Raw genomic sequence first — 25,085 nt, 5'->3', positions numbered from 1 at the left:
TCGGACCGGCGCCGGAAGGTGGGAAAACGGGTGCCGGAAGGCAGGTGGCACCGGGGCAGAAGGCCCGGGGCCGGAGCAGGTGGAGGGACGCTATGACCGACGAAATCCGGCCGACGTGACGTATCCCACTCACCGGGAGCCCGCTGACGTCCCGTCCCCACGGTCGCCGCCGCGGTGTTCCCTGTTCCTGCCGCCTGTGCCACGGTGTCCCAGTGACCGGAAACATCCGGTGGATGAGGGGCCCGGACTGCCGACACTTGCGTCGACCGCCATCCCAGTGGAGTTCACGACGCCCAGGAGTCCCCGATGCCCAGCGAAACGGATCACCGCGCAGCAGCCCTCGTCCAGGCAGCCGCGCTCACCGGCCCGGGCGGCCGGTTCGAGCTTGCCGACGACGACGTTCTGGGTACCCCGCTGCCGGTGTTCACCCACCGGCAGCGGGCCCTGCACGAGGTGCTGCACGCGTCCGTCGCCCACGCCGACCGCGACTTCGTGGTCACGGCGGACCGCCGGATCACCTTCGCCGAGCACGCGGCGCAGGTCGCGTCACTGGCCCAGGTGCTGCGTGAGCAGTACGGCGTCGCCAAGGGTGACCGAGTGGCCATCGCCGCCGCGAACTGCCCCGAGTGGATCACGACGTTCTGGGCCACGGTGTCGATCGGCGCGGTGGCGGTCGGGTTCAACGCCTGGTGGTCGCCGCGCGAGATGGCACACGGCATCGACAACGCCGAACCCGCGCTGGTGGTGGCCGATGCCAGGCAGTCGGCGAAACTGGCCGACTGCCCGGTTCCGGTGCTGTCCGTGGAGGACGACATCAGCCGCTTCGTCACGGCCCACCCCGATGCGCCGTTGCCGTCCGCGGACGTCGCCGAGGACGACCCGGCCGTCATCCTCTACACCTCCGGCACCTCGGGCCGTCCCAAGGGGGCCGTACACACACACCGCAATCTGCTCGCCGTCGTCGAGTACCACCGTCTGAACGACGCGCTGCTCCAGATATTCGGCGACCCGCTGCGCCCGCAGGACCGCGTCTATCTGCTGACGCTGCCGCTGTTCCACATCGCCAGCCTGCACAACCTGGCCGTGCCGCGGCTCGCCACCGGCAGCCGGATCGCCCTGCACCAGGGCGCGTTCGACGTGGACGCCGTGCTCGGCATGGTCGAGCGGGAGCGGGTCACCAACTGGGGCGCGGTGCCGACCATGGCCCACCGGATGCTCGAACACGGCGGGGCCCACCGGTACGACACGTCCTCGCTGACGTCCTTCGCCCTGGCCTCCGCACCGTCGTCGATCGCCTTCAAGGAACGGCTGCGCGAAGGCCTGCCGTTCGCGAAGAACTCGCTGGTGGACAGCTACGGGCTGACCGAGACGTGTACGGCTGTCGCGGCCGCGAACCCGCAGGACCTGGCGGAAGCTCCCGGCACTCTCGGCCGGCCCGTCACCGGCGTGCGTCTGGAGATTCGCGACCCCGCCGGCGAGGTGCTCGGCGAGGGTGAGGAGGGCGAGGTCTGGGTCCGCAGTCAGTTCAACATGCTGGGCTACTGGCGTGACTCCGCGGCCACCGCCGGCGCCATCGGCGCGGACCGCTGGCTGCGCACCGGGGACCTGGGACAGTTGCGCGAGGGACGGCTGTATCTCAGCAGCCGCCGCTCGGACCTGATCATTCGCGGTGGCGAGAACATCTACCCGGCCGAGATCGAGACGGTGCTCGTCGATCACCCGGACGTCCGTGAATGCCTCGTGCTGGGGGTGCCGCATCCCGACCTCGGCCAGGAGGTAGCCGCGGTCGTGGTGCTCGCGGCGGGCTCGACCGTCACCGAGGAGGCGCTGCGGGAGTACGCGGCTGCCGAACTGGCGTACTTCAAGGTGCCCAAGCAGTGGCGGCTGACCGCCGACGCGCTGCCGCGCAATGCGACCGGCAAGGTGATCCGGACCGAGGTGCGTGTCTGACGCCCGCTCCCCCGGCGCACAGGCGAAGGTGCCCCGGCCGCGTGACGCGGCCGGGGCACCTTCCTGCGACGGCTCAGAAATGGGCGGGCCCGCGCAGGGTCGCCTCGGCGCCTCCGTCGACGTACACCACCTGCCCGGTGATGTGGCTGTTCTCGTCGGAGACCAGGAAGAGTACGGCCCGCGCGACGTCCTCGGGCTCCAGATAGCCGTTGAGCGGCATGGGGACCGCCGCGTCCATGATCTTCTTCATCTCCGGGTCGTCGAAGAGTCCCGCGCTCATCGGGGTGAGGACGATGCCGGGCGCGACGACGTTCACGGGGATCCCGGCATCGGCCCAGCCCTCGGAGGCGGCGGTGCGCCGCGCCCACTGCGCGAGCGCCGCCTTGGACGAGGGGTACAGCTGACGGGCGCGGCCGTCGGCCACGGCCCGCTCGGCGTGTTCCAGGGCCGTGGCCTCGTTGCCCGCCAGGCAGGCGTCGACGACCTCCGGGTCGTGGGTCTGGGTGCCGGAGATCGAGCCGATGGCCACGACACGGGGCCGTTCGGCCGCGGCAAGAGCCGGTCGCAGCGCCGTCAGGAACTCGGTGGTGCCGAAGTAGTTGACCGTCACCATCGCGGTTCCCGGTTCTGCGACGCCGGCGCAGGTGACGACCGCATCCACCACCCCGCCTGCGACGTCGACGGCCGCCGCCGCGGCGGCGGAGCGGCCTTCGGGCGTGGACAGGTCGGCCTCGACCTCGCCGCCGCGGAGGTCCACGCCGATCACGCGGTCTCCCTGGGCGCGGAACAGGGCGGTGAGGGCGGCACCGATCCCCGAACTGGATCCGGTGACGACGACGTTGCGCGGCATGAGTGCTCCTCGGGTGGGTCGGTGCTGCTGACGCGTGGGGGCCGGTCCCGTCCGCGCGGCACCGCTGCGAGCAGTCGCCGGACGTCCTTCCGCCGGCCGCCGATGATCTCGTGTCCCGCACGGGCACGTGCGCTCCGTTCCGTTGAGTGGGATCCGTCCCGAGGCCGTCGCCGGGCCGGCTTCCCGCCCACCGGGACACGGCCGACGCGAGCTGGGGCGGGGCACTTGGATGGCCTCTTCCGTTCCGTCCCATCCCGTTCTGCCCGAGAGAGGTGCCCCATGCGGCTCGGCATCAACAGTCCCGTCGTCACAGCCGTCCCCGGCGTCCATTCCCCCTGGGAACGCACCGCCGGTATCGAGGAGCTGGGAGCGGTCGCCGAGGCCGCGGACCGGTTCGGCTTCCACCATCTGACCTGCTCGGAACATGTGGCGGTGCCCGTGAAGATCGCCGGGCAGCGCGGCGGCACCTACTGGGATCCGCTGTCCACCTTCGGCTATCTGGCTGCCCGCACCCGTCGGATCCGGTTCGCCACCCAGGTCCTGGTGCTCGGCTACCACCACCCGCTGGAGATCGCGAAGCGCTACGGAACCCTGGACCGCATCTCGGGCGGGCGGGTCGTCCTGGGCCTCGGTGTGGGCAGCCTGGAGGAGGAGTTCCGGCTGCTCGACGCCGCCTTCGAGGGCCGGGGCGCGATCGCCGACGACGCCCTCGCGGCCCTGCGGGCATCCCTGTCCCGGCGTGAACCCGCCTACCGCGGCGAGCACTTCGACTACGAGGGTCTCGTGGTGGAGCCGCACGCCGTGCAGGACCGGGTGCCGTTGTGGATCGGTGGCCGGACACCGCGTTCGCTGCGCCGGGCACTGGCACATGGCGACGGCTGGGTGCCGTTCGGCCTGCCGCTCGACCGGCTCCGCGAGATGGTCCGCGACGCCTCGCTCCCCGACGGCTTCGAAGTGGTGCTGAGCGCCGGCCGTCCGCTCGACCCGTCAGGCGACCCGGACGGCGCCGCCGAGGCGCTACGGAAGGTGTCCGAGGCCGGTGCCACGTTGGTCAGCGTGTCCCTGACTGCCGGTTCGGCCGGCCATTACGTCGAGCAGGTGGAGGCCCTCGCCGCGATCGCGGGCATCACGACGGCCGCGGAGGCACGAGCATGAGCGAGGATCGCCTCGCCGCGGTCGAGGCACGGCTCGCGCTGCTGGAGGACGAGCGCGACATCGCGCGCACGATGGCTTCGTACGGGCCGCTGGTGGACGGAGGCGACGCGGGGGCGGTGGCCGCGCTCTGGGCACCGGACGGGGTGTACGACATCGACGAGATCTTCCTCGCGGGCCGGGAGCAGATCCGTGAGATGGTCCGTTCCCCCGCGCACCAGGGCTGGATCCGGCAGGGCTGTGCCCATGTCGTGGGCCCGCCGCACATCACGGTGGAGGGCGACGAGGCCGTGGCGGTGTGCCATTCGCTGATGGTGGTGCACGAGGCGGGCCGTTACGTGGTGCGCCGGGCGACGGCCAACCACTGGCGGCTGCGCCGCATGCCATCGGGGTGGGAGGTGGTCACCCGGACCAATCGCATCCTGGACGGCCGCGCGGAGTCCCCCGCGCTGCTGGTGGCCGGGGTACGGGGCGAGCCGGCCGGAGCCTGAACAGCCTTTGCGACACGGGGTGGTGACGCCTGATCACCACCCCGTGCGGCGGCGGGTCAGGAGGCGCCGTACACCGGCTGCGGGGTCTCGGCCGCCGCCAGCAGACCGGTCACCGCCGCTCCGGCCTCGGCCGGAGTCCAGCGGGCGCCCTTGTCGGCGGTGGGGCCGGGCCGCCAGCCCTCCATCACGGTGATCCGTCCGGCCTCGGTCTCGAAGACCCGGCCGCTCACCCCGGCGGATGCGGCGGAGCCCAGCCAGACGACCAGCGGCGAGACGTTCTCCGGGGCCATCGCGTCGAAGGCCCCCTCGCCGGGCGCCGCCATCGTCTCGGCGAACGTCGCCTCGGTCATCCGGGTCCGGGCTGCCGGGGCGATCGCGTTGATCTGGACCCCGTAGCGGCCCATCTCGGCGGCGGCCACCAGGGTCAGGCCGACGATGCCGGCCTTGGCGGCCGCGTAGTTGCCCTGGCCGACACTGCCCAGCAGCCCGGCGCCGGAGGTGGTGTTGACGACCCGGGCCGCGGGCGTCCGGCCGGCCTTCGCCTCGGCGCGCCAGTGCGCCGCCGCGTGCTTGAGCGGCAGGAAGTGCCCCTTGAGGTGGACGCGCATCACGGTGTCCCAGTCGTCCTCGTCCAGGTTGACCAGCATCCTGTCGCGGAGGAATCCGGCGTTGTTGACGAGCGTGTCGAGCCGGCCGAAGGAGTCGAGTGCGGTGGCGACGAGAGAGGCCGCGCCCTCGGACGTGGCGATGTCACCGTTGTTGGCGACCGCTTCGCCCCCGGCCGCGCGGATCTCCTTCACGACCTGCTGGGCCGGTCCGGTGCCCGAGCCGGAGCCGTCGAGCCCCACACCCAGGTCGTTGACGACGACTTTCGCGCCCTCGGCAGCGAGGGCCAGGGCATGGGCGCGGCCGAGTCCACGGCCGGCGCCGGTGACGACGGCGACGCGTCCGGCACACAGGGCGGTCGGTGAGGTCATGACGAGTGTCCTTTCGACGGGCGACAACGACGAGCAAGGAACGGCGTACGACGTGGGACATCCGACCTGCGATGCGCGGAGAACAGGGCGCCGGTTCCGCTGAGTGGCACGACACCTCCCGCGGCGTCCGTATCGCTGCTACCTTTTGGGCCTAACAAACGTTTGGTGGAAAGGTAGCTGATCTGCTCATGGGTGTCTCCACCTCCGCCCCACGCGAGGGCGTCGCCGTCGTCACCGTGGACTACCCCCCGGTCAACGCTCTGCCCGTGCAGGGCTGGTACGACCTGGCCGCGGCGGTACGCGCCGCCGGGGCCGACCCGGGCATCCGCTGCGTGGTGCTCACCGCCGAGGGGCGCGGTTTCAACGCGGGCGTGGACATCAAGGAGATGCAGCGCGCCGACGGACCAGAGGCGCTGATCGGCGCCAACCGGGGCTGCTTCGAGGCGTTCGCCGCGGTCTACGAGTGCGAGGTCCCGGTGGTAGCCGCTGTGCACGGCTTCTGCCTCGGCGGCGGCATCGGCCTGGCGGGCAACGCGGACGCGATCGTGGCCTCCGACGACGCGTCCTTCGGCCTGCCGGAGCTCGACCGCGGCGCGCTCGGCGCGGCCACGCACCTGGCCCGGCTCGTCCCGCAGCACCTGATGCGGACCCTGTACTACACCTCACGCACCGTGTCGGCCGAGGAACTGCACCGGCACGGCTCGGTGTTCGACGTCGTGCCGCGTGAGCGGCTGACGGGGGCCGCCCTGGAACTGGCCGGGGAGATCGCCGCCAAGGACGGCTGTCTCATCCGGCTGGCCAAGGCCGCCATCAACGGCATCGACCCCGTCGACGTACGCCGCAGCTACCGCTTCGAGCAGGGCTTCACCTTCGAGGCCAACCTCAGTGGCGTCGCCGACCGTGTGCGCGGCACCTTCGGCACGGACAAGGAGCAATAGACGTGACACAGGACAAGACGATGACGGCCGAGGACGTCGTTCGCCGGCTGGAGAGCGGCATGACGATCGGCATCGGCGGCTGGGGTTCGCGCCGCAAGCCGATGGCTCTGGTGCGGGCGCTACTGCGCTCGGACATCACCGACCTGACCGTGGTGTCGTACGGCGGCCCCGACGTGGGCCTGCTCGCGGCGGCGGGAAAGATCCGCAAGCTGGTCGCGGCCTTCGGGACGCTCGACTCGATACCGCTGGAGCCGCACTTCACGGCGGCCCGGCAGCGCGGCGCCTTCGAGATGGTCGAGATGGACGAGGCAATGATGATGTGGGGCCTGACGGCGGGCGCGCAGCGGTTGCCGTTCATGCCGGTACGTGCCGGTCTGGGCTCGGACCTGATGGAGGTCAACCCCGCGCTGCGTACGGTCACTTCTCCGTACGAGGACGGGGAGAAGCTGGTCGCGGCCCCGGCGCTGCGCCTGGACGCGGCCCTGGTCCACCTCAACCGTTCCGATGCGCAGGGCAACGGCCAGTACCTGGGCCCCGACCCGTACTTCGACGACCTGTTCTGCGAGGCCGCCGACCAAGGGTTCGTCTCCTGCGAGCGCATCGTGGAGACGGCGGACCTGCTGAAGGAGCACGGGCCGCAGACACTGCTGATCAAGCGGATGTTCGTGGACGGAGTCGTCGAGACACCGAACGGCGCGCACTTCACTTCCTGTGTGCCCGACCACGACCGGGACGAGGCCTTCCAGCGCGCCTACGTCCGGGCGGCCCGCGCCCCCGAGGCCTGGCCCGCCTTCGTCGAACGGTTCCTGTCCGGGGACGAGGCCGCCTACCAGGCCGCCGTCGCCGCGTTCCACCAGGAGGAAGCATGAGCGGCACCGAGACCACCGGCATCAGGACGGCGAGCCGCGCCGAGTACTGCGTGGTGGCCTGCGCCGAGGCCTGGCGGGACGCGGGTGAGATCCTCGCCAGCCCCATGGGCACCGTCCCCGCCATCGGCGCACGTCTGGCGAGGCTGACCTTCTCCCCCGAACTGCTGCTGACCGACGGGGAGGCGCTGATGATGGCCGACACTCCGGCGGTGGGAGTGAAGCCGGGGAGCATCGAGGGCTGGCTGCCGTTCCGCCAGCACCTGGCACTCACCGCCACGGGCCGCCGGCACGTGATGATGGGCGCCAGCCAGATCGACCGGTACGGCAACCAGAACATCTCCTGCATCGGCGACTGGGCCAGGCCCACGCGTCAGCTGCTCGGGGTGCGCGGCGCCCCGGTCAACACCCTCAACAACCGGACCAGTTACTGGGTGCCCAAGCATTCGTCGCGCGTGTTCGTGGAGCACGTCGACATGGTCAGCGGGGTCGGGTACGACCGGGCGGCCGAGGCCGGCCCCTCCGCGACCCGCTACCACCGCATCCCCGAAGTCGTCAGCAATCTGGGTGTCTTCGACTTCGAGACCCCCGACCGCACGATGCGGCTGCGCTCCCTGCACCCCGGCGTGAGCGTCGAGCAGGTCACCGAGGCCACCGGTTTCGCCCTCACCGTGCCTGACGAGGTGCCGTTCACCCGGGAACCCACGGAGGCCGAACTCCGCCTCATCCGCGAGGTCATCGACCCCAAGGGGCTCCGCGAACACGAGGTCCCGGCATGACCGGCCCCGCGCCGTTCCCCACCGCACTCACCGAGCTGACCGGGGTGCGGTACCCGATCGTGCAGACCGGAATGGGCTGGGTGGCCGGTCCCCGGCTGGTGTCGGCCTCCGCGAACGCGGGGGCGCTCGGCATCCTGGCCTCCGCGACGATGACGGTCGAGCAACTCCGCGCGGCGGTCCGCGAGGTCAAGTCCCGTACGGACGCGCCGTTCGGCGTCAATCTGCGGGCGGACGCGGGCGACGCGGGCGAGCGGGTGCGGATCATCATCGACGAGGAGGTGCGGGTGGCGTCCTTCGCACTGGCTCCCTCCAAGGACCTGATCGCCCGGCTCAAGGACGCCGGCGTCGTCGTCATCCCCTCCATCGGCGCCCGTCGGCACGCGGAGAAGGTCGCCGCGTGGGGAGCCGACGCGGTGATGGTGCAGGGCGGCGAGGGCGGCGGCCACACGGGCGACGTGGCCACCACCGTGCTGCTCCCCCAGGTGGTGGACGCCGTCGGCATTCCGGTGATCGCGGCGGGCGGCTTCCACGACGGGCGCGGCCTGGTCGCCGCACTCGCCTACGGGGCGGCCGGGATCGGCATGGGCACGCGCTTCCTGCTCACCTCGGACAGCACCGTCCCCGACGCGGTGAAGGCGAAGTACCTGGCCGCCACCGTCAAGGACGTCACAGTCACCACCCGAGTGGACGGTCTGCCGCACCGCATGCTGCGTACCGCCATGGTCGATTCGCTGGAGCGTTCCGGCCGCGCCACCTCCTTGCTGCGGGCGCTGCGGCACGCCTCGGCCTTCCGGAAGGAGTCCGGTGCGAGCTGGCGCCGGCTGGTCCGCGACGGGCTGGCGATGAAGCACGGCAAGGAACTGACCTGGAGCCAGGTACTGCTGGCCGCCAACACACCGATGCTCCTGAAGGCCTCGCTGGTCGAGGGGCGTACGGACATCGGGGTGATGGCCTCGGGCCAGGTGGCGGGCCTGATCGAGGACCTGCCGTCCTGCTCGGAGCTGGTCGAGCGGATCATGGACGAGGCGCGGGCGGCGCTGAAGTCCCTGCCCGGGGCGGACTGACCCCCAGGGACGCGCCCACGACGGCACCCGGAACCCGCCCAGAACCCTCGCGTCACCGTCGAGCTGCCCGGCCCCTCGGCCGGCCGGCTCGACGTGGTGATGGTCGCCGACGGTCACACCGCCGGCCGGCAGGACGCCTTCCACACCGCGGCGGCCACGAAGTGGGCGGCCGTCACCGGCATCGATCCCTGCTCCAGCGGTCAGGGCCTGACGGGCGTGTGGACCGTCGACGCGGTGTCCGCCGCACACGGCATCACGGGTGACCCCACCGCCGACGTCACCAGGGACACCGCGCTCGGCAGCTGCTTTTGGTGCTCGGAGAACGGGCGACGGATCTGCGCCGGCATCGGCCAGGTCGCCTCCTACGCCGCCAAGGCCCCGAGGCCGACCTGGTCGTCGTCATCTCCGACTCCACCGAGTACAGCGGCACCGGCCACTTCACCGGGCCGGGGTCCTGGTCCCGGCCCGGTGAAGTGGCCGGTGCCGCCTTCTCCTGACGAACCGACGGCTGCCCGGACTCCCCCGACGGACCGGGGCCGGGGCGGGCGGTGACACGGGGAGCGGGTTTCGGCACCGGTCCCGGTGACCCGCCCGATTGCGGGGCCACCGGGTCAGCCTCCGGGCCCCGCGCTCAGAGGCGTTCGATGATGGTGACGTTGGCCTGGCCGCCGCCCTCGCACATGGTCTGGAGGCCGTAACGGCCCCCGGTGCGCTCCAGCTCGTGGAGGAGCGTCGTCATCAGCTTGGTGCCGGTGGCGCCGAGCGGGTGGCCGAGCGCGATGGCGCCGCCGTTGACGTTGACCTTGCCCGGGTCGGCGCCGGTCTCCTTCAGCCAGGCCAGGACCACCGGGGCGAAGGCCTCGTTGATCTCGACCAGGTCCATGTCGTCGATGGACATGCCGGTCTTCTTCAGCGCGTAAGCCGTCGCCGGGATCGGCGCCGACAGCATCCGGATCGGGTCCTCGCCGCGCACCGAGAGGTGGTGGATGCGGGCCCGAGGCGTGAGACCGTGCTCGGCGACGGCCCGCTCGGAGGCGACGAGGATCGCGGAGGCGCCGTCCGAGACCTGCGAGGAGACCCCGGCAGTCAGCCGGCCGCCCTCGACGACCGGCTTGAGGCCGGCCATCTTCTCCAGCGAGGTGTCCCGGCGCGGTCCCTCGTCCACCGTCACCTCGCCGTACGCGACGGTCTCGCGGGCGAACCTGCCCTCGTCGATGGCGCGCAGCGCCCGCTGGTGCGAGCGGAGTGCGAAGTGCTCCATGTCCTCACGGGAGATGCCCCACTTCTCGGCGATGAGTTCGGCGCCGTGGAACTGGTTGACGGGCGCGTCGCCGTAACGGGCGCGCCAGCCGACGGAGCCCGCGTACGGGCCGTCGGTGAGGCCGAGGGGTTCGGCGGCCTGGCGGCTGGCAAAGGCGATCGGGATCATCGACATGTTCTGGGTGCCGCCGGCGACGACCAGGTCCTGAGTGCCGGACAGGACGCCCTGGGCGGCGAAGTGGACGGCCTGCTGGGAGGAGCCGCACTGCCGGTCGACGGTGGTGCCGGGCACCTCCTCGGGAAGGCCCGCGGCGAGCCAGGCGGTGCGGGCGATGTCCCCGGCCTGCGGGCCGACGGTGTCCAGGCAGCCGAAGACGACATCCTCCACCGCGGCCGGGTCGACCCCGGTGCGCTCGACCAGCGCCTTGATGACATGGGCCCCGAGGTCGGCGGGGTGGACGGCCGACAGCCCGCCCTTGCGCCGACCGACCGGGGTGCGTACCGCTTCGACGATGTAGGCCTCGGCCATGACTGCTCCTTGGTTGGGGTGGTGTTCCGGGTGTCAGGTCCGCGTGGTGATGCCGGCGAGGACCATGGACAGGTATTGGCGGGCGATCTCCTCCGGACTGTGGGTACCGCCGGGGCGGTACCAGGAGGCGGCCACCCAGACGGTGTCGCGGACGAACCGGTAGACGAGCCGGACGTCCAGGTCGCTGCGGAAGTCCTCCTGGGCGACGCCGCGTTCGAGCGTGCGCAGCCAGGCGTTCTCGAACTTCAGCTGGGAGTCGGCGAGATAGGCGAAGCGCGCCTGGGCGGAGAGGTGCCTGGACTCTCGCTGGTAGATGGCGACGGCCGGGCCGTGCCGGTCGATCTGCCGGAAGGACTGGGTGACGAGTGCCGCGATGGTCTCCCGGGGCCCGAGCCCGGCGGCCAGGACGGTGTCGTAGCACGTCCACAGTTCGTCCAGGAAAGCCGAGAGGATCTCGTCCAGCATCGACTCCTTGGAGTCGAAGTGGTAGTAGAGGCTGCCCGCGAGCATTCCGGCGGTGTCCGCGATGCGGCGGACGGTGGTGGCGTCGTAGCCCTGGTCGGCGAACACCCCTGCGGCGGTTGCGAGGAGTTCGGCGCGTCGCTCGGCGTTGGGGTTCGGGGTGATCGCCGTCACGCCCTCTGGCTGCTGACGGAGATGGTCTCCCCGGTCATGTACGAGGAGTAGCCGCTGGCCAGGAAGACGATGACGTTGGCGATCTCCCACGGCTCGGCGTACCGGCCGAAGGCCTCACGCTCGGTGAGCTCGGCGAGGAGTTCCGGGGTGGTGACCTTCACCAGGTGCGGGTGCATGGCCAGGCTCGGGGCGACGGCGTTGACGCGCACACCGAAGTCCGAGGCCTCCAGGGCGGCACACCGGGTGAGAGCCATCACACCGGCCTTGGCAGCGGCATAGTGAGCCTGGCCGCGCTGGGCGCGCCAGCCGATGACGGAGGCGTTGTTGACGACGATGCCGCCGGTGTCCTGCTCCTTGAAGTGCCGCAGAGCCGTGCGGGTACAGCGGAAGGTGCCGTTCAGGGTGACGTCGAGGACCTTGGACCACTGGTCGTCGGTCATGTCGACGAGATCGGCGGTGCCGCCGAGTCCGGCGTTGTTGACGACGATGTCGAGGCCGCCGTGGCGTTCGGCGGCAAGCGCGAACAGGGCGTCGACCTGCTGCTGGTCGGTGACGTCGCAGGGCAGTGCGGCGACCTTGTCCGCGCCGAACTCCTCTGCGAGGGTGGCGGCGCTCCCCTTCAGGCGGCGTTCGTGGGCGTCGCCGATGACGATCCGGGCGCCCTCTTCCAGGAACTTGCGGGCTGTCGCTCCACCGATGCCGGCGCCGGCGGCCGCGGTGATCACCGCGGTGCGTCCGGCCAGGAGGGAGTGGCCCGGTACATAGGGCGGCTGCGGGGTCACGGGCGGATCTCCTTGGGCAGGCCGAGGACGCGCTCGGCGATGATGTTGCGCTGGATCTCGTTGGATCCGGCGTAGATGGTGTCGGAGCGGGAGAAGAGGAACAGCCGCTGCCAGTCGTCGAGTTCGTAGGGCGCTTCGGGGGCGGCCATGCCGCCGGCGCCCAGGACGCTCATGGCCAGCTCGCCGAGTTCCCGGTGCCAAGTGGCCCAGAAGATCTTCCCGATGGACGCCTCGGGACCGGGGGCACCGGCCGCCACGCCGTCGAGCATGCGCAGGGCGTTGCACCGGATGGTCTCCAGGCCCGTCCAGGCGCGGGCGAGCCGGTCGCGGATCAGCGGGTCGTCGGCGGCGCCGTTGCGCCGCGCCAGGTCGATCAGGGTTTCCAGTTCGCGCCGGAAGCCGACCTGCTGGCCGAGGGTGGAGACGCCGCGTTCGAAGCCGAGGGTGGCCATGGCCACCCGCCAGCCGTCGCCGGGTTCGCCGACGATGTGTGCGTCGCGGGTGCGGGCGCCGTCGAAGAAGACCTCGTTGAATTCGGAGGTGCCGGTCAGCTGCTGGATGGGCCGGACCTCCACACCGGGCTGATCGAGCGGGACCAGGAGGTAGGACAGGCCGGCATGGCGGGTGGAGCCGGCCTCGGTGCGGGCGACGACGAAGCACCACTGGGCGTCGTGGGCGAGTGATGTCCAGGTCTTCTGCCCGGTGACCACCCAGTCCTCGCCGTCCCGCTCGGCCCTGGTCCGTACGTTCGCCAGGTCGGACCCGGCGTCCGGCTCGCTGTAGCCCTGGCACCACAGCTCCTGGACGGCGACGATCGGCGGCAGGAAGCGGGCCTGCTGCTCGGGCGTGCCGAAGGCCACCAGGGTCGGGCCGAGCAGCTGCTCGCCGATGTGGTTGACCCGGGCGGGGGCGTCGGCCAGGGCGTACTCCTCATGGAAGGCGACCTGTTGCTCGATGGTCGCGCCCCGGCCTCCGTGCTCCACGGGCCAGCCCACGCAGGTCCAGCCCTCGGCCGCCATGTGCCGTTCCCAGGCGAGCCGTTCGGCGAAGGCCTCGTGCTCACGTCCGGGTCCGCCGCGGCCACGCAGGCCCGCGAAGGCGCCGGTGAGGTTGGCGGCCAGCCAGCCGCGGATCTCGGTGCGGAACTCCTCGACGCTGCTCATGGGGGTACGTTAATCTACCAAACACTTGTTAGGGAAGGAGGGGCTGATGTCCGCTGCCCATGACGAACCGGTGCGCTACGAGAAGCGGGGCCCGGTCGCGACCGTGACCATGAACCGGCCCGACTACCGCAACGCGCAGAACTCCGCGATGACCTACGCCCTGGACCGGGCGTTCTACCGCGCGGCCGAGGACAACGAGGTGAAGACCGTCGTCCTGGCCGGGGCGGGCAAGCACTTCTCCGCCGGCCATGACATCGGAACCCCCGAGCGGGACGCGCATCTGCCGTTCGAGCGCCGGGCGGGACTGTGGTGGGACCACTCGGACAAGAAGGGTGCGGAGAGCCGCTTCGCCCGCGAGTCCGAGGTGTATCTGGGAATGTGCCGCCGCTGGCGGGAACTGCCCAAGCCGGTCATCGCGTCCGTTCAGGGCGCCTGCGTGGCGGGCGGTCTGATGCTGGCCTGGGTGTGCGACCTGATCGTCGCCTCGGAGGACGCCTTCTTCGCCGACCCCGTGGTCCGCATGGGCATACCCGGCGTCGAGTACTTCGCCCACCCGTGGGTGATGCCGCCCCGGATCGCCAAGGAGTTCCTCTACACCGGTGACCGGATGAGCGCACAGCGCGCATACGAGGTCGGCATGGTCAACCGGGTCGTCCCCCGGGAGGAACTGGCCGATCGTACCCAGGAGTTGGCGCTGCGCATCGCGGAGATGCCGCGCATGGGGCTGGCGCTGACGAAGCGCGCGGTCAACCAGGCCGAGGATCTGCAGGGCATGCACACCGGGATGGACTCGGTGTTCGGCCTGCACCATCTGGCGCACGCGCACAACGCCGAGACCGCACCGGACGCGCTCGGCGGCATGGACATCCGGGCGATGAAGCAGGCGGGCGCCTGATGGACCTCGATTTCGACGCCGCCGACGAGGCGTTCCGTACCGAGGTACGCGACTGGCTGGCCGCTCACGTCCCAGCAGCTCCCCTGCCGTCCCTGGAGACCGCCAAAGGCTTCGCCGCCCACCGGGAGTGGGAGGCCACCCTCTCCGCCGACCGCTGGTCGGTGATCTCCTGGCCCGAGGAGTTCGGCGGGCGCGGGAGTTCCCTGCTGCACTGGATGGTCTTCGAGGAGGAGTACTACGCCGCCGGCGCTCCCGGCCGGGTCAGCCAGAACGGCATCAGTCTCCTGGCACCGACCCTCTTCGAGAACGGCACCGCCGAGCAACGGGCCAGGATCCTGCCCGCCATGGCACGCGGTGAGGTCATCTGGGCACAGGCCTGGTCCGAGCCGGAGTCGGGCTCCGACCTGGCCTCGCTGAAGTCGAGGGCCGTACGGACCGAGGGCGGCTGGCTGCTCAGCGGCCAGAAGACCTGGTCCTCCCGGGCGGCCTTCGCCGACCGGGCCTTCGGACTGTTCCGCAGCGACCCGGACGCGGACCGGCCGCACCGGGGGCTCACGTATCTGATGTTCCCGCTGGACGCCGAGGGCGTCACCGTACGGCCCATCGGGCGGCTCGACGGGAAGCCCGCCTTCGCGGAACTCTTCCTGGACGAGGTGTTCGTGCCCGACGAGGACGTCATCGGCGAGCCCGGCCAGGGCTGGCGGGTCGCAATGAGCACCACCGGCAACGAGCGCGGGCTCACCCTGCGCAGTCCGGGCCGCTTCACGGCCGCCGCCAACCGCCTCACCACCCTGTGGCACGAATACGGCGACCCGGCCGACACGGCGCTGCGCGACCGGGTCGCCGACGCGGTGATCGGGGCCCGCGCCTACCGGCTGTTCTCCTACGCGGGCGCCTCCCAGGTCCTGCACGGCGGAGGTGGGCCCGCCGGGCCCACCTCCAGCCTCAACAAGATCTACTGGTCCGAGCTGGACATCGCGCTGCACGAGACGGCGCTGGACCTGCTCGGCCCGTACGGCGAACTCGCCGACCACGCGGCGGAATCGCCGGACCACGGAAGCTGGTCCGAGGGGTACACCTTCTCGCTGGCCGGTCCCGTGTACGCGGGCACCAACGAGATCCAGCGCGACATCATCGCCGAGCGCCTGCTCGGCCTGCCGAAGGGACGCCGCTGATGCGTTTCCTCCTGGACGCCGAGCAGCGGGACTTCGCCCGCTCCCTCGACGGGCTGCTCAGCTCCTGCGACACCCCGGCCGCGATACGGTCCTGGGCGGCCGGCGACCACGGCCCGGGAAGGGCCGCCTGGGCGCGGCTGGGCGAGGCAGGGGTGTTCGCACTCGCCGTACCGGAGAAGTACGACGGACTCGGCCCGCTTCCGCTCGAACTCGTCCTCGCCTTCGAGGCACTGGGGCGGCACGCCGTCCCGGGTCCGCTGGTCGAGACGGTTGCCGCGGCGGCCCTGCTGGAGCGGCTCGGCGACGACCGGATCGCCGCCGAAGGGCTGCCCGGCATCGCCTCGGGCTCGTCGGTCGTCTCCCTCTGCCTGACGGCCCTCGGCCCGTACGCCCTGGACGCCGACGCGGCCGACACGGTGTTCGTGGTGAACGGTGACACCCTGCGCGTCGCCGCCGGGCCGGGGCCCGTGCAGCCTTCGGCCGACCCCGGGCGGCGGCTTTCGCGGCCGCTGGAGGGCACGGTCCTCGCCCGGGGCCCCGCGGTGGCCGCCGCCGTCGGACACGCAGCCGATGTGGCCGCGCTCGCCACGGCGGCCCAGGCACTCGGGGTCGGCAGGACCCTGCTGGCCCGTACGGTCGAATACGTCACGCAGCGCACCCAGTTCGGCGTGGCGATCGGCTCCTTCCAGGCGGTCAAGCACCGGCTGGCCGACACCCTGCTGGCCCTGGAGTTCGCCGAGCCGCTGGTGCACGGCGCCGCGCTCGCGCTCGCCGCCGGCGACGAAGGGTCGGGCCGGGACATCGCCGCCGCCAAGGTCACCGCGGGCGAAGCCGCGTACGGGGCAGCGCGCACGGCCCTCCAGTTGCACGGTGCCGTGGGCTACACCGACGAGCTCGACCTTTCCCTGTGGATCCGCAAGGCCCGTCCCCTGCGCGACGCGTGGGGCACCCCGGCCGACTGCCGGGCCCGCGTCATGGCCGTCTGACCGTACGCCGAGGGAGCAGCCCGATGAGACTGACGCAGGAGCAGGAAGAGCTGCGATCGGCACTACGATCGTTGCTGACGCAGCATCAGGCCGAGGCGGCCTGGGCGCCGTTGACCGAGCAGATCGGCGCGGCCGGTCTGGCCGTGCCCGAGGGCTACGGCGGAGCGGGGGCGGCGCCCGCGATGTCCATGTGCTGATGGAGGAGCTGGGCCGCAGCCTGAGCCCGCTGCCGTATCTGGGATCCGCGGTGCTCACGGTGGGGGCGTTGCTGGCCTCCGGCGACAAGGATGCCTGCGAACGGCTGCTTCCGGGACTCGCCGAGGGCACTTCGGTGGGCACCTTGGCCTGGGCCGAGCAGGGTTCCTGGGACCAGGACGCGATCCGCGCCGATGCGGTGCGGGCCCCCGATGGCGGCGTGCTGATCACCGGGACCAAGGAGCACGTGCTGGACCGGCCGGGCGACAGCGTCGACGTGCTGCTCGTCGCGGCCCGTACGGCACACGGGGTGTCGCTCTTCGAGGTGGCTCCCGACGCCACCGGGGTGCGCCGGGAGCCCGTCGTGACCATGGACGGGACCCGGGCCCAGGCCCGATGGGTGCTCGACGGCGCCGAGGGGCGCCTGGTGGGTGTGGACGGCGACGGCGGACGGTACCTGGAGCACGTGCGGGATCTGGCCTGTGCGGCACTCGCCGCGGAACAGGTGGGCGCGGCCGAGCGCTGTCTGGAGCTCACCGTGGAATATGCCAGGAACCGGGTCCAGTTCGGCCGTCCCATCGGCTCGTTCCAGGCGGTCAAGCACCGGCTGGCGGACGCCTACGTCCTGGTGGAGTCGGCGCGCTCGGCGGCGCTCGGTGCCGCTTTCGCCGCCGACGAGGACCCGGGTGCGCTGCCGCGGGCCGCCGCCGTCGCGAAGTCCGTCTGCTCCGAGGCGTTCTCGGCGGTGGCCGGCGAGATGATCCAGCTGCACGGCGGGATCGGGATCACCTGGGAGCACGATGCGCACCGCTACTTCAAGCGGGCGCACGGGGCGGGTGAGCTGTTCGGGCCGCCCTCCCGCCATCGGGCGCGGCTCGCCGCCGGGCTCGGCATGGCCGCCCGATGAGCGGAATCCAACAGAGGGTGAAGGGGACGCAACACATGGACATCGGCGACCCGTTGGACTTCACGGGGCACGTGGTCCTGGTCACCGGGGGCACCAAGGGCATCGGTGCCGCCATCGCCGGGGCCTTCCTCGGCGCCGGGGCGGGCGTGGTGGTCTGCGGACGCAACGCCCCGGACACCCTGCCCGCGGCAGGGGGCCGGGAGGCGGTCTTCGTCCCCGCCGACGTACGCGATCCGGCCGCGGCGTCCTCGCTGGTGGACGCCGCGGTGGAGCGCTTCGGCCGGCTCGACGTACTCGTCAACAACGCGGGCGGCTCCCCCGACGCCGACGCGGCCACCGTCTCGCCGCGCTTCGTGGAGAAGATCGTCGCGCTCAACCTGCTCGCGCCGTTCTATGTGGCGCAGGCGGCCCATCGCGTCATGCGGGCCCAGGACGGTGGCGGCTCGGTCATCAACATCGGCAGCGTGTCCGGCCAGGACCCGCAGCCGGGTACCGCGGCCTACACGGCCGCAAAGGCCGGGCTGCTGGCCCTCACCAAGGCGCTGGCCCTGGAGTGGGCACCGGCGGTCCGGGTCAACCACATCACCACCGGGCTCGTCCGCACCGAGAGCGCGGCGCCGGTCTACGGCCCGGACGGCGGTGCGGCCGTGGCGGGCGTCATTCCGATGGCGCGGATGGCGGTACCCGACGACGTGGCGCGTGCCTGCCTGTTCCTCGCCGGCGGCCTGGCCGGATACCTCAACGGCGCGGACCTCGCGGTGCACGGCGGCGGGGAGTTCCCCGCCCGCTATCTGGCATCGAAAGAGGCCGGCGGGCCCGGGTGAGGGCCGCAGCGGACGGCGGGACCTGACGATCGGCGGCTGCCCGGCCCCAGGGTGTCCCCACCCCGGATCCGCCGGCAGCCGCCATGGTCCGTCAACACCGTGATCCGTTCGACGCCATCGGCTCGAAGGACCACGAGGGGACGTACGAGGCTGCGCGGCGGTGAAGGAAAGCAGAAGGGCGACCGGCCGGGGATGCCGGGCGCGTCCGGTCCCGCCGTCGAACTGCGCGGCGTGCGTGGCCGCGGCGGCGGCACCGTGCACGCCCTCGCGGGCATCGGCCCGACCCTGCCGCGCGGCACGTTCACCGCCGTCATGGGCCGGTCCGGCTCCGGCAGGTCCGCATTCCCGCAGTGCGCCGCCGGCCTCGACCGGGCGTCGGCGGGCACCGTCCGCCTCGGCGGCACGGAGATCACCGGCATGGGCGGGACCAGGCCCAAGGGCTGTCCCGCTCGCCGTCACCTTCCCGGCGTGGGCGGCGCTCCGCACCCGGAAGGGCTGCCCCGTCCCGGGCGGCGAGGTCAGACGAGGTTGTCCTCGACCGTCAGGCCGAAGGCTCCACGGCCGTACATGGCGAGGGCGCGTTCCACGTCGTTGGCGACGTGGACGCTGCCCGCGTGGGCGTCGCGCCAGGCACGTTCGACGGGGTTGCCGCGACGCAGTGCGTTGCCGCCGGCGGTCTTGAAGAGCAGGTCGATCGCGGCGACGGCGCGTTCGGTGCCCCGGACCTGGTCGCGCCGGGCGCGCAGCCGCAGCTCCATCGGTATCTCCCGCCCGGCGGCGGCGAGTGCGGACAGTTCGCGCAGGTTCCGGTCCATCTGGAGCACGGTCGCGTCGATGTCGGAGGCGGCGCGGGCGATGGCGACCTGGGCGAACGGGTCGTCGGTGAAGCTGCCGCCTCCCAGGCTGAGCCGCACCCTTTCCTTCATCCGCGACACGTACGACGCGTAACCGCCACAGACGGCCCCGACCACCGGTGCGGTGACGGCGCTGGTGAAGATCGCGCCGAACGGCAGCCGGTACAGCGGCCCTGGATTGACCTGCTGTCCCGGTACCTTCAACTGCGCCTGCTCATAGTTGCGGAGCACTCGGTGGGCGGGCACGAAAGCCGACTCGACGAGGACGTCGTTGCTGGCGGTGCCGCGGAGCCCGACGACGTCCCACATGTCCTCGATGCCGTAGTCGGACCGGGGCACCAGGACGGTGAGGAAGTCGACCGGCCGCCCCTGCGCCCCGACAACGAGGGCGCCGAGCAGAGCCCACGAGGCGTGCTCGCAGCCCGAGGAGAAGCTCCACCGGCCGGTGAGCCGGTAGCCGCCGTCCACCGGGGTCAGCCGGCCCACCGGGGCGTACGCCGAGGAGATCCGGGTGTCCTGGTCCTCACCCCATACGTCCTCCTGCGCCTGCTTCGGTAACAGACCCAACTGCCAGGCGTGCACACCCAGGACGGATGCCACCCAGCCCGTGGAGCAGCACACCGCGGAGATCTCCCGCACCACCTGGTAGAAGTCGACCGGATCCGCCTCCAGCCCGCCGTACCGGGCGGGCTGCAGCATCCGGAACACTCCCGCCGCGGCCAGCTCACCGACCGTGGCTTCCGGGATGCGCCGTCGCTCGTCCGTGGCGACGGCCCGCTCCTCGATGGCCGGCAGCAGGGCGCGCACCGACTCCAGAACCTCGTTGCCCATGGTCCGTCCTCCATACGTTCCGTTGTGCGGGGTGAAGCGTGCCGGTCAGGTCGTCCGCAGAACGGCCTTGTCCACCTTGCCGGTGGCGCTGCGCGGAAGGGTCTCCAGGACCACCACCTCGCGGGGGACCTTGAAGTTGGCGAGCCGCTCACGGCAGTGACCGACGAGATCGTCCGGCCCCGTCCCGGCGCCCGGCCGTACCGTCACGTACGCGCGCCCGACTTCACCGAGACGGGCGTCCGGGACGCCGACCACGGCGGCCTCGGCGACGGCGTCGTGCGCGGTGAGCACCTGCTCGACCTCGGCCGGATAGACGTTGAAGCCGCCGACCACGAACATGTCCTTGGAGCGTCCGGTGATCACCAGGTTGCCGCGCGCGTCGAAGTGGCCGACGTCCCCGGTGTCCAGCCGGCCTTCGGCGTCGACGGCGGCTGCGCTGGCCGCCGGATCGTCCAGGTAGCCGAGCATCACGTGATAGCCGCGCACCAGGATCCTGCCGTCCTGCCCGGCGGGCAGCGCACGCCCCCTGTCGTCGGCCACCCGGACCTCGGTGCCGTCGAGGGGGCGGCCGGCGGTCAGGGCGACCGTCTCGGCGTCGTCGTCCGCCGAGCAGACGGTGACCGTGCCACAGGTCTCGGTCAGCCCGTAGGCGGTCAGCACCTCGGGGAAGAGCTCGGCCCGCATCCGCCGTACGAGCGCGACGGGCACGACGGCGGCCCCGGTCACCGCGAGTCTGAGCGACGACAGGTCGAACCCGTCCCTGCCCGGAGCGTCCAGCAGTTCGGAGTAGATCGTGGGCGGCCCCGGCAGCACGGTGATGCGCTCGGCCTCGACGGCGCGCATGGCACGGTCCACGTCGAACACCGGTTGCAGCACCATCGTGGCGCCGCGCAGCAGGCACGCCAGCACACCGGCCTTGTAGCCGAAGCAGTGGAACATCGGATTGATGACCAGGTAGCGGTCGTCACCGATCACCCCGGTCCGCCCGCTCCACGCCCAGTACGTACGGAGGTTCTGCCGGTGCGTCGTCAGGGCGCCCTTGGGGCGGCCGGTCGTGCCCGAGGTGAAGAGCAGGTCGCAGGGGTCGTCCGGGTCCACGGCCCCGGTCCGGGAGGTCGCCTCGGTGTCCGGCAGGTGTGCCCCGCAGTGCAGGAAGCCGTCCCACGGCAGGATGCCGGGGCGCTCGGCGCCGTCCAGGGTCACCACGCTTTCCAGGGCGGGAAGTCCGGGCACCGGCGGGCCGTCCCCGCCGGGCTCCCCGCCCGCGCCCAGCATGGCGAGATAGTCCTTGCCCAGGAAGCCGTTGTCGACGAACAGCAGCCGCACCCCGCCCCGTTCCAGGAGCCAGCGTGCCTCGGCGCCCTTGTAGCGGGTGTTGACGGGGACCAGCACGGCCCCCGCCGAGGTGGCGGCGAGCGCGGCGATCACCCAGCGGTGGCCGTTGGGCGCCCAGACGGCGATCCGGTCGCCGGGCCGGACACCGAGGGCGATCAGCGACTTCACGGCCGCGTGCACCCGCTCGCACAACTGCGCCCAGCTCAGCCGGACATCGCCGTCCACGACGGCCTCCCGGCCGGGGTACCGGCGTGCGGCGAGGTCGAGGGCGCGGGGAATGGTGAGAGGGTGCTCGTTCTCGCTCATCTGTTCTCCGGGAGGGGAGGGCCCGTCCCCGGGATCCCGGGGACGGGCCGGACATCGGCGGTCGGTCAGGACGACGGCGGCAGGAGCCGCCGCGATGCCTCGTGGGCCGCGAGGGCCAGTTCGGCGCGGGGGAAGCCGCTGCGCTTCTCCGCCGCTCCGGCGTTGCCGCCGGCGACGAACACGGGTCCGTCGGCGAGGCGTTCCAGCCCCTCCCGGGCGACGTCGTCCGGCTCGGCGACCCGCAGCCCCGGCAAGTCCAATCGCAGCCCGGCCCGCTCCATGGCGGGGGTCCTCGTCACACCGAGGACCAGTTCCAGGACGTGCACGCCGTACGGACGCAGTTCCAGCCACAGCCCCTCGGCGAACACCCGGCTGAACGCCTTGGCCGCCGAGTAGACGCTGATCTGCGCCTGGCCCAGGTAGCCGGAGAGCGAGCCGACGAGCATGATGCCGCCCCGGCCCCGGTCCTTCATCAGGGCCCCGAAGTGGTGGGTGAGGGCCAGTTGCGCGGTGATGTTCAGGTCCAGGACGCCCTGGACCCGGGCCAGTTCGCCGGTCACGAACTCGTGGCCGTAGCTGTTGGCTCCCGCGTTGAAGATCAGCAGACCGACCTCAAGACCGTCGGTGACGGCCCGGACCGAGCCGAGGGCGCCGGGGGCGAGCAGGTCGAGTTCGAGAGTGCGGACCTCGACGCCCTTGGCGCGCACCAGGTCGGCGGTCTCCTTCAGCGGGCCGGGTCTGCGGGCGATCAGGACCAGGTTGATCCCGGCGTCCGCGAGCTGGTGGGCGAACGAGGCGCCGACCCCCTCCGACCCTCCGGCGACGACCGCCCACGGCCCGTACAGATTCTTGTCCAGCATCGGATGCCTCTCCTCGTTCCGGCCGGCGGTGCCGTGACCGTAGAACGCGCCCCCGGGGCGGCGCCCCGGGGGATCCCACTGGCCGGGATGTCCCGGCCGGGCCGTGGTCAGCCTGCTTCGCCGGACCCCTGTGCCATGTGCCGGACGGCCAGCGAGGCGAAGACCATCGCCGTGCCGAGGGGGACGCCCGGGCCCGGATAGACCCGGCCCGTGAAGGACGCGCTGGTGTTTCCCGCCGCGTACAGGCCCGGCAGCGGGCGCCCCTGTGCGTCGAGGACGCGGGCATGGACGTCGGTGCGGAGTCCGCCCTTGGTGCCGAGGTCCGAGAGGACCAGCCGGGCCGCGTAGTACGGGGGCCGGTCGAGTGGGATCAGGCAGGGGTTGGGCCCCGGGGCGTTCTCGGTGCCGGCGAAGAACAGGTCGTAGGGGTCCTCGCCCCGGTGGTGGTCGATGTCCTCGCCATCGGCGGCGAAGCCGTTGAACCGGGCGACGGTCTCGGTCAGGGTTTCGGCGGGTACGCCTATGAGCGCGGCGAGCTCCGGCAGTGTGTCCGCCCGCACCCACGTGCCGGCCGCCAGGTGGTCCGCCGGATCGGCGGGAGGCACGGTGATGGCCGGCAGGGCGCCGCCCTCGCGGGAGTCGAAGATCAAGTGGAAGGACGCATCCGCTCCCCCGGCGGCGGCGATGGCCCGGCCCATGCGGTCGTAGGGCAGTGACTCGTTGGCGAAGCGCCGTCCCGAACCGTCCACGGCGAGGCCGCCGCGCAGACCGAGGGTGAACGCGGCCGAACCGTCGGCCAGTTCGGTGCCGGGGCACCACCACGCCTCGTCCATCAGACCGGTCGCGGCGCCCGCGGCGACGGCGGCCTCCAGGACCTCTCCGGTGTTGGTCCCTCGCGGTGCCATGCTCCAGGCGGCCCTGCCCGGCACCTGGTGTCCGGCGCGCAGGGCCTCGTCGCCCTCGAAGCCGCCCGCGGCCAGCAGCACACCGCGCCTGGCCCGCATCCGGACCTTGCCGTGCGGGGCCAGGACCTCGACTCCGGTGATCCGGCCGTCCTCGCTGACCAGCCCAATGACCTGGTGCTCGATGCGGACCAGCGCGTTCCTGGTGCGGGTGAGGGCGAGCAGGAGGCGGCCGATCAAGGCGCGGCCCTGGCTCAGCGGAGCGTCGGGGTGCCCCTTGCCAAGACGGTCCCGGTCGATCGCGGGGCGTACCAGCGGCAGCAGATCGCCGAGGAGCGCCGGTGCCAGTTCCAGCGGTACGAAGGAGCGGCCGGCGTCCATGCGGCCGGGAGCGGCGACGTAATCGGGGAAGGGGCGCCATTCGAACTCGATGGCCGGGTCGGCCTCCAGCCGGGCTACCAGCTCGGGGGCGTGGCGCAGGAACGCTTCCCGGCGTTCGGCCTCTGCGTCACCGGTCAGGGCCCGCAGATAGTTCCCGGCCGTTTCGGCGGAGTCGTCGAGGCCGGCGCGTTCCTGAACCTGGGTGCCGGGCAGCCAGACGGCCGCCCCGGAGTAGGCGGAGGTACCGCCGAGCAGCTTCGTCCGTTCCAGCACGACGGTGTCGAGTCCGTCCCCGGCGGCCGCCAGAGCCCCGGTCATCGCTCCCGCTCCGGACCCCACGACGATCACGTCGTGGGTGGCGTCCCAGTCCTGCCGGCCGTCCCGCATGGGGTGCTCCTCCTGCCGCTCGGTGGTGTGTGGTCCCAGCAGACCCCGCGCGGGGCGGCCGCGGCGGGCCCGGTCCCGCTGACCGGTACAGGGCGTGGGTGACGCCTGACGTGCGGCCGGTCCCGGCGTATTGTCTGCAGCAGTTGTCGCCACCATCGAGTTCCGGGAGGGAGCGCGTGCCCAGAATCGCCGAGGCCAGGCCGGGGGCCGAGCCGAGTTCGCCCCGGCAGCGCGCGCGCCGTCAGAGCATCCTGAAGGTTGCCGCGGACGCAGCCGCCGTGGCCGGGCTGGAGCGGGTCCAGATGCAGGAGGTGGCCAAGTCCGCGGGGGTGGCGCTCGGGACGCTGTACCGGTATTTCCCGTCCAAGACCCATCTGTTCACCGCGCTGATGGCCGACCAGATCGAGGAGTTCGCGGCCCGGGTGCCCGAACGCGCGGCAGGCACCTCGCCCGAGGACGCCGTCTTCGAGACCCTGCGGAGCGCCACCCGTAATCTGCTGCGCCGGCCCGCGCTGGCCACCGCGATGATCCACTCGGCGAACACCGCGCGCGCCTCGACCGTGCCGGACCTGGCCCGGATCGATTCGGGTTTCCTGGATCTGCTGCTGCGGGCCTGGGAGGTGGAGCAGCCCACGGAACACCACATCGCCCGGCTGCGGCTGCTGATCCTTCTGTGGTACGGGGTCCTGCAGTCCCGGCTCAACGAGCGGCTCAGCCCGCAGAAGGCCGAGGGCGATCTGCACACCGCCTGCCACTTGCTGCTCGCGCCCGGGCCGGACGCCGGCTGACCCGGCCGATGTCCGTGCACCG

General features: G+C 72.3%; 25 protein-coding genes and 1 pseudogene. 16 read left to right on the top strand and 10 right to left on the bottom strand.

Going from position 1 to position 25,085, the window contains the following annotated elements; all coding sequences use genetic code 11:
• Positions 1-306: 306 nt before the first annotated feature.
• On the top strand, positions 307-1,950 hold the full coding sequence (locus GA0115254_RS06640) for a steroid-24-oyl-CoA synthetase (RefSeq protein ID WP_093894350.1): 1,644 nt from the start codon (positions 307-309) through the stop codon (positions 1,948-1,950).
• Positions 1,951-2,023: 73 nt separating this feature from the next.
• On the opposite strand, the gene GA0115254_RS06635 is transcribed toward GA0115254_RS06640, so the two are convergent.
• Positions 2,024-2,800, bottom strand: coding sequence for an SDR family oxidoreductase (locus tag GA0115254_RS06635; RefSeq protein ID WP_093894349.1), 777 nt, complete (start codon positions 2,798-2,800; stop codon positions 2,024-2,026).
• Between the two features lie 279 nt (positions 2,801-3,079).
• On the opposite strand from GA0115254_RS06635, the gene GA0115254_RS06630 reads away from it, so the two are divergent.
• Both GA0115254_RS06630 and GA0115254_RS06625 read left to right on the top strand, forming a co-directional pair.
• A complete protein-coding gene (locus GA0115254_RS06630) occupies positions 3,080-3,955 on the top strand; it encodes a TIGR03619 family F420-dependent LLM class oxidoreductase (RefSeq protein WP_093894348.1) in 876 nt (291 codons plus the stop codon).
• Positions 3,952-4,443, top strand: a complete 492-nt coding sequence (locus tag GA0115254_RS06625; RefSeq protein WP_093894347.1) for a nuclear transport factor 2 family protein — start codon at positions 3,952-3,954, stop codon at positions 4,441-4,443. The genes GA0115254_RS06630 and GA0115254_RS06625 overlap by 4 nt, the downstream gene beginning before the upstream one ends.
• A gap of 56 nt (positions 4,444-4,499) precedes the next feature.
• Here GA0115254_RS06625 and GA0115254_RS06620 read toward each other — a convergent pair whose 3' ends face one another.
• Complete coding sequence (locus GA0115254_RS06620; protein WP_093894346.1) at positions 4,500-5,420, bottom strand: SDR family oxidoreductase; 921 nt, start codon at positions 5,418-5,420, stop codon at positions 4,500-4,502.
• Positions 5,421-5,608: 188 nt separating this feature from the next.
• Here GA0115254_RS06620 and GA0115254_RS06615 point away from each other — a divergent pair, with 188 nt between their 5' ends.
• The 5 genes from GA0115254_RS06615 (at position 5,609) to GA0115254_RS06595 (ending at position 9,619) form a co-directional block, all read left to right on the top strand.
• Positions 5,609-6,358 carry an enoyl-CoA hydratase family protein gene (locus GA0115254_RS06615; protein WP_093894345.1) on the top strand — a complete coding sequence of 250 codons (750 nt, stop codon included), beginning with the start codon at positions 5,609-5,611 and terminating at the stop codon, positions 6,356-6,358.
• Positions 6,359-6,378: 20 nt separating this feature from the next.
• Entirely contained in the window at positions 6,379-7,227 is an 849-nt protein-coding gene (locus GA0115254_RS06610) for a CoA transferase subunit A (RefSeq protein WP_093894400.1), read from the top strand.
• Entirely contained in the window at positions 7,224-8,003 is a 780-nt protein-coding gene (locus GA0115254_RS06605) for a CoA-transferase subunit beta (RefSeq protein WP_093894344.1), read from the top strand. The genes GA0115254_RS06610 and GA0115254_RS06605 overlap by 4 nt, the downstream gene beginning before the upstream one ends.
• Positions 8,000-9,067 carry an NAD(P)H-dependent flavin oxidoreductase gene (locus GA0115254_RS06600; protein WP_093894343.1) on the top strand — a complete coding sequence of 356 codons (1,068 nt, stop codon included), beginning with the start codon at positions 8,000-8,002 and terminating at the stop codon, positions 9,065-9,067. The genes GA0115254_RS06605 and GA0115254_RS06600 overlap by 4 nt, the downstream gene beginning before the upstream one ends.
• Positions 9,068-9,166: 99 nt before the next feature.
• A complete protein-coding gene (locus GA0115254_RS06595) occupies positions 9,167-9,619 on the top strand; it encodes a M64 family metallopeptidase (protein WP_256102430.1) in 453 nt (150 codons plus the stop codon).
• A 79-nt stretch (positions 9,620-9,698) separates the two neighbouring features.
• On the opposite strand, the gene GA0115254_RS06590 is transcribed toward GA0115254_RS06595, so the two are convergent.
• Genes GA0115254_RS06590 through GA0115254_RS06575 form a run of 4 tightly spaced genes read right to left on the bottom strand, consistent with a single transcriptional unit; the run spans position 9,699 to position 13,437 of the window.
• A complete protein-coding gene (locus GA0115254_RS06590; RefSeq protein ID WP_093894342.1) occupies positions 9,699-10,856 on the bottom strand; it encodes an acetyl-CoA C-acetyltransferase in 1,158 nt (385 codons plus the stop codon).
• 33 nt (positions 10,857-10,889) lie between these two features.
• Positions 10,890-11,483 (bottom strand): TetR/AcrR family transcriptional regulator, encoded by a 594-nt coding sequence (locus GA0115254_RS06585; protein WP_093894399.1) that lies wholly within the window; start codon positions 11,481-11,483, stop codon positions 10,890-10,892.
• A 5-nt stretch (positions 11,484-11,488) separates the two neighbouring features.
• Positions 11,489-12,274, bottom strand: coding sequence for an SDR family oxidoreductase (locus tag GA0115254_RS06580; RefSeq protein WP_093894341.1), 786 nt, complete (start codon positions 12,272-12,274; stop codon positions 11,489-11,491).
• Positions 12,271-13,437 carry an acyl-CoA dehydrogenase family protein gene (locus GA0115254_RS06575; protein ID WP_093894340.1) on the bottom strand — a complete coding sequence of 389 codons (1,167 nt, stop codon included), beginning with the start codon at positions 13,435-13,437 and terminating at the stop codon, positions 12,271-12,273. The genes GA0115254_RS06580 and GA0115254_RS06575 overlap by 4 nt, the downstream gene beginning before the upstream one ends.
• Before the next feature lie 46 nt (positions 13,438-13,483).
• Here GA0115254_RS06575 and GA0115254_RS06570 point away from each other — a divergent pair, with 46 nt between their 5' ends.
• From GA0115254_RS06570 to GA0115254_RS45680, 7 genes and pseudogenes are all read left to right on the top strand, one after another.
• Positions 13,484-14,332 (top strand): enoyl-CoA hydratase, encoded by an 849-nt coding sequence (locus GA0115254_RS06570; RefSeq protein ID WP_093894339.1) that lies wholly within the window; start codon positions 13,484-13,486, stop codon positions 14,330-14,332.
• Positions 14,332-15,507: an acyl-CoA dehydrogenase family protein gene (locus tag GA0115254_RS06565; RefSeq protein WP_093894338.1), complete on the top strand. Its 1,176-nt coding sequence runs from the start codon at positions 14,332-14,334 to the stop codon at positions 15,505-15,507. The genes GA0115254_RS06570 and GA0115254_RS06565 overlap by 1 nt, the downstream gene beginning before the upstream one ends.
• Positions 15,507-16,493 (top strand): acyl-CoA dehydrogenase family protein, encoded by a 987-nt coding sequence (locus GA0115254_RS06560; protein ID WP_093894337.1) that lies wholly within the window; start codon positions 15,507-15,509, stop codon positions 16,491-16,493. Before GA0115254_RS06565 ends, GA0115254_RS06560 begins: the two co-directional genes overlap by 1 nt.
• A 23-nt stretch (positions 16,494-16,516) precedes the next feature.
• A complete protein-coding gene (locus GA0115254_RS45685) occupies positions 16,517-16,690 on the top strand; it encodes a hypothetical protein (RefSeq protein ID WP_256102426.1) in 174 nt (57 codons plus the stop codon).
• The gene (locus tag GA0115254_RS06555; RefSeq protein ID WP_256102425.1) at positions 16,690-17,595 is read left to right on the top strand and encodes an acyl-CoA dehydrogenase family protein; all 906 of its coding nucleotides are present in this window, start codon (positions 16,690-16,692) and stop codon (positions 17,593-17,595) included. The genes GA0115254_RS45685 and GA0115254_RS06555 overlap by 1 nt, the downstream gene beginning before the upstream one ends.
• A gap of 35 nt (positions 17,596-17,630) precedes the next feature.
• Positions 17,631-18,419 carry an SDR family oxidoreductase gene (locus tag GA0115254_RS06550; protein ID WP_093894336.1) on the top strand — a complete coding sequence of 263 codons (789 nt, stop codon included), beginning with the start codon at positions 17,631-17,633 and terminating at the stop codon, positions 18,417-18,419.
• 192 nt (positions 18,420-18,611) lie between these two features.
• Positions 18,612-18,842 (top strand): annotated as a pseudogene (locus GA0115254_RS45680) (ABC transporter ATP-binding protein); the annotation flags it as partial.
• Between the two features lie 95 nt (positions 18,843-18,937).
• Here the strand turns inward: GA0115254_RS45680 and hsaA are convergent.
• The 4 genes from hsaA to GA0115254_RS06525 form a co-directional block, all read right to left on the bottom strand.
• Complete coding sequence (gene hsaA / locus GA0115254_RS06540; protein WP_093894335.1) at positions 18,938-20,104, bottom strand: 3-hydroxy-9,10-secoandrosta-1,3,5(10)-triene-9,17-dione monooxygenase oxygenase subunit; 1,167 nt, start codon at positions 20,102-20,104, stop codon at positions 18,938-18,940.
• Positions 20,105-20,149: 45 nt separating this feature from the next.
• A complete protein-coding gene (locus tag GA0115254_RS06535) occupies positions 20,150-21,745 on the bottom strand; it encodes a FadD3 family acyl-CoA ligase (protein ID WP_093894334.1) in 1,596 nt (531 codons plus the stop codon).
• Positions 21,746-21,810: 65 nt separating this feature from the next.
• Positions 21,811-22,605 (bottom strand): SDR family NAD(P)-dependent oxidoreductase, encoded by a 795-nt coding sequence (locus tag GA0115254_RS06530; RefSeq protein ID WP_093894333.1) that lies wholly within the window; start codon positions 22,603-22,605, stop codon positions 21,811-21,813.
• A gap of 107 nt (positions 22,606-22,712) precedes the next feature.
• Positions 22,713-24,275 (bottom strand): FAD-dependent oxidoreductase, encoded by a 1,563-nt coding sequence (locus tag GA0115254_RS06525; RefSeq protein ID WP_093894332.1) that lies wholly within the window; start codon positions 24,273-24,275, stop codon positions 22,713-22,715.
• A 176-nt stretch (positions 24,276-24,451) separates the two neighbouring features.
• Here GA0115254_RS06525 and GA0115254_RS06520 point away from each other — a divergent pair, with 176 nt between their 5' ends.
• Positions 24,452-25,063, top strand: coding sequence for a TetR/AcrR family transcriptional regulator (locus tag GA0115254_RS06520; protein WP_093894331.1), 612 nt, complete (start codon positions 24,452-24,454; stop codon positions 25,061-25,063).
• Positions 25,064-25,085 lie beyond the last annotated feature (22 nt).

Origin of the sequence: Streptomyces sp. Ncost-T10-10d (assembly GCF_900091955.1) — a bacterium.
Classification (GTDB): domain Bacteria; phylum Actinomycetota; class Actinomycetes; order Streptomycetales; family Streptomycetaceae; genus Streptomyces.
The sequence above is the reverse complement of the archived record's forward strand: the minus strand, read 5'-3'. Positions and strand labels throughout refer to the sequence as shown.

Excerpts from the sequence above, each read along its gene's own strand:
- GA0115254_RS06640 (WP_093894350.1), top strand. The coding sequence starts at position 307 with ATGCCCAGCGAAACGGATCACCGCGCAGCAGCCCTCGTCCAGGCAGCC.
- GA0115254_RS06630 (WP_093894348.1), top strand. The coding sequence starts at position 3,080 with ATGCGGCTCGGCATCAACAGTCCCGTCGTCACAGCCGTCCCCGGCGTC.
- GA0115254_RS06530 (WP_093894333.1), bottom strand. The coding sequence starts at position 22,605 with ATGCTGGACAAGAATCTGTACGGGCCGTGGGCGGTCGTCGCCGGAGGG.
- GA0115254_RS06635 (WP_093894349.1), bottom strand. The coding sequence starts at position 2,800 with ATGCCGCGCAACGTCGTCGTCACCGGATCCAGTTCGGGGATCGGTGCC.
- GA0115254_RS06555 (WP_256102425.1), top strand. The coding sequence starts at position 16,690 with ATGGAGGAGCTGGGCCGCAGCCTGAGCCCGCTGCCGTATCTGGGATCC.
- GA0115254_RS06615 (WP_093894345.1), top strand. The coding sequence starts at position 5,609 with ATGGGTGTCTCCACCTCCGCCCCACGCGAGGGCGTCGCCGTCGTCACC.
- GA0115254_RS06560 (WP_093894337.1), top strand. The coding sequence starts at position 15,507 with ATGCGTTTCCTCCTGGACGCCGAGCAGCGGGACTTCGCCCGCTCCCTC.
- GA0115254_RS06535 (WP_093894334.1), bottom strand. The coding sequence starts at position 21,745 with ATGAGCGAGAACGAGCACCCTCTCACCATTCCCCGCGCCCTCGACCTC.
- hsaA (WP_093894335.1), bottom strand. The coding sequence starts at position 20,104 with ATGGGCAACGAGGTTCTGGAGTCGGTGCGCGCCCTGCTGCCGGCCATC.
- GA0115254_RS06590 (WP_093894342.1), bottom strand. The coding sequence starts at position 10,856 with ATGGCCGAGGCCTACATCGTCGAAGCGGTACGCACCCCGGTCGGTCGG.
- GA0115254_RS06605 (WP_093894344.1), top strand. The coding sequence starts at position 7,224 with ATGAGCGGCACCGAGACCACCGGCATCAGGACGGCGAGCCGCGCCGAG.
- GA0115254_RS06575 (WP_093894340.1), bottom strand. The coding sequence starts at position 13,437 with ATGAGCAGCGTCGAGGAGTTCCGCACCGAGATCCGCGGCTGGCTGGCC.
- GA0115254_RS06525 (WP_093894332.1), bottom strand. The coding sequence starts at position 24,275 with ATGCGGGACGGCCGGCAGGACTGGGACGCCACCCACGACGTGATCGTC.
- GA0115254_RS06550 (WP_093894336.1), top strand. The coding sequence starts at position 17,631 with ATGGACATCGGCGACCCGTTGGACTTCACGGGGCACGTGGTCCTGGTC.
- GA0115254_RS06625 (WP_093894347.1), top strand. The coding sequence starts at position 3,952 with ATGAGCGAGGATCGCCTCGCCGCGGTCGAGGCACGGCTCGCGCTGCTG.
- GA0115254_RS06595 (WP_256102430.1), top strand. The coding sequence starts at position 9,167 with ATGGTCGCCGACGGTCACACCGCCGGCCGGCAGGACGCCTTCCACACC.
- GA0115254_RS06600 (WP_093894343.1), top strand. The coding sequence starts at position 8,000 with ATGACCGGCCCCGCGCCGTTCCCCACCGCACTCACCGAGCTGACCGGG.
- GA0115254_RS06620 (WP_093894346.1), bottom strand. The coding sequence starts at position 5,420 with ATGACCTCACCGACCGCCCTGTGTGCCGGACGCGTCGCCGTCGTCACC.
- GA0115254_RS06570 (WP_093894339.1), top strand. The coding sequence starts at position 13,484 with ATGTCCGCTGCCCATGACGAACCGGTGCGCTACGAGAAGCGGGGCCCG.
- GA0115254_RS45685 (WP_256102426.1), top strand. The coding sequence starts at position 16,517 with ATGAGACTGACGCAGGAGCAGGAAGAGCTGCGATCGGCACTACGATCG.
- GA0115254_RS06565 (WP_093894338.1), top strand. The coding sequence starts at position 14,332 with ATGGACCTCGATTTCGACGCCGCCGACGAGGCGTTCCGTACCGAGGTA.
- GA0115254_RS06610 (WP_093894400.1), top strand. The coding sequence starts at position 6,379 with ATGACGGCCGAGGACGTCGTTCGCCGGCTGGAGAGCGGCATGACGATC.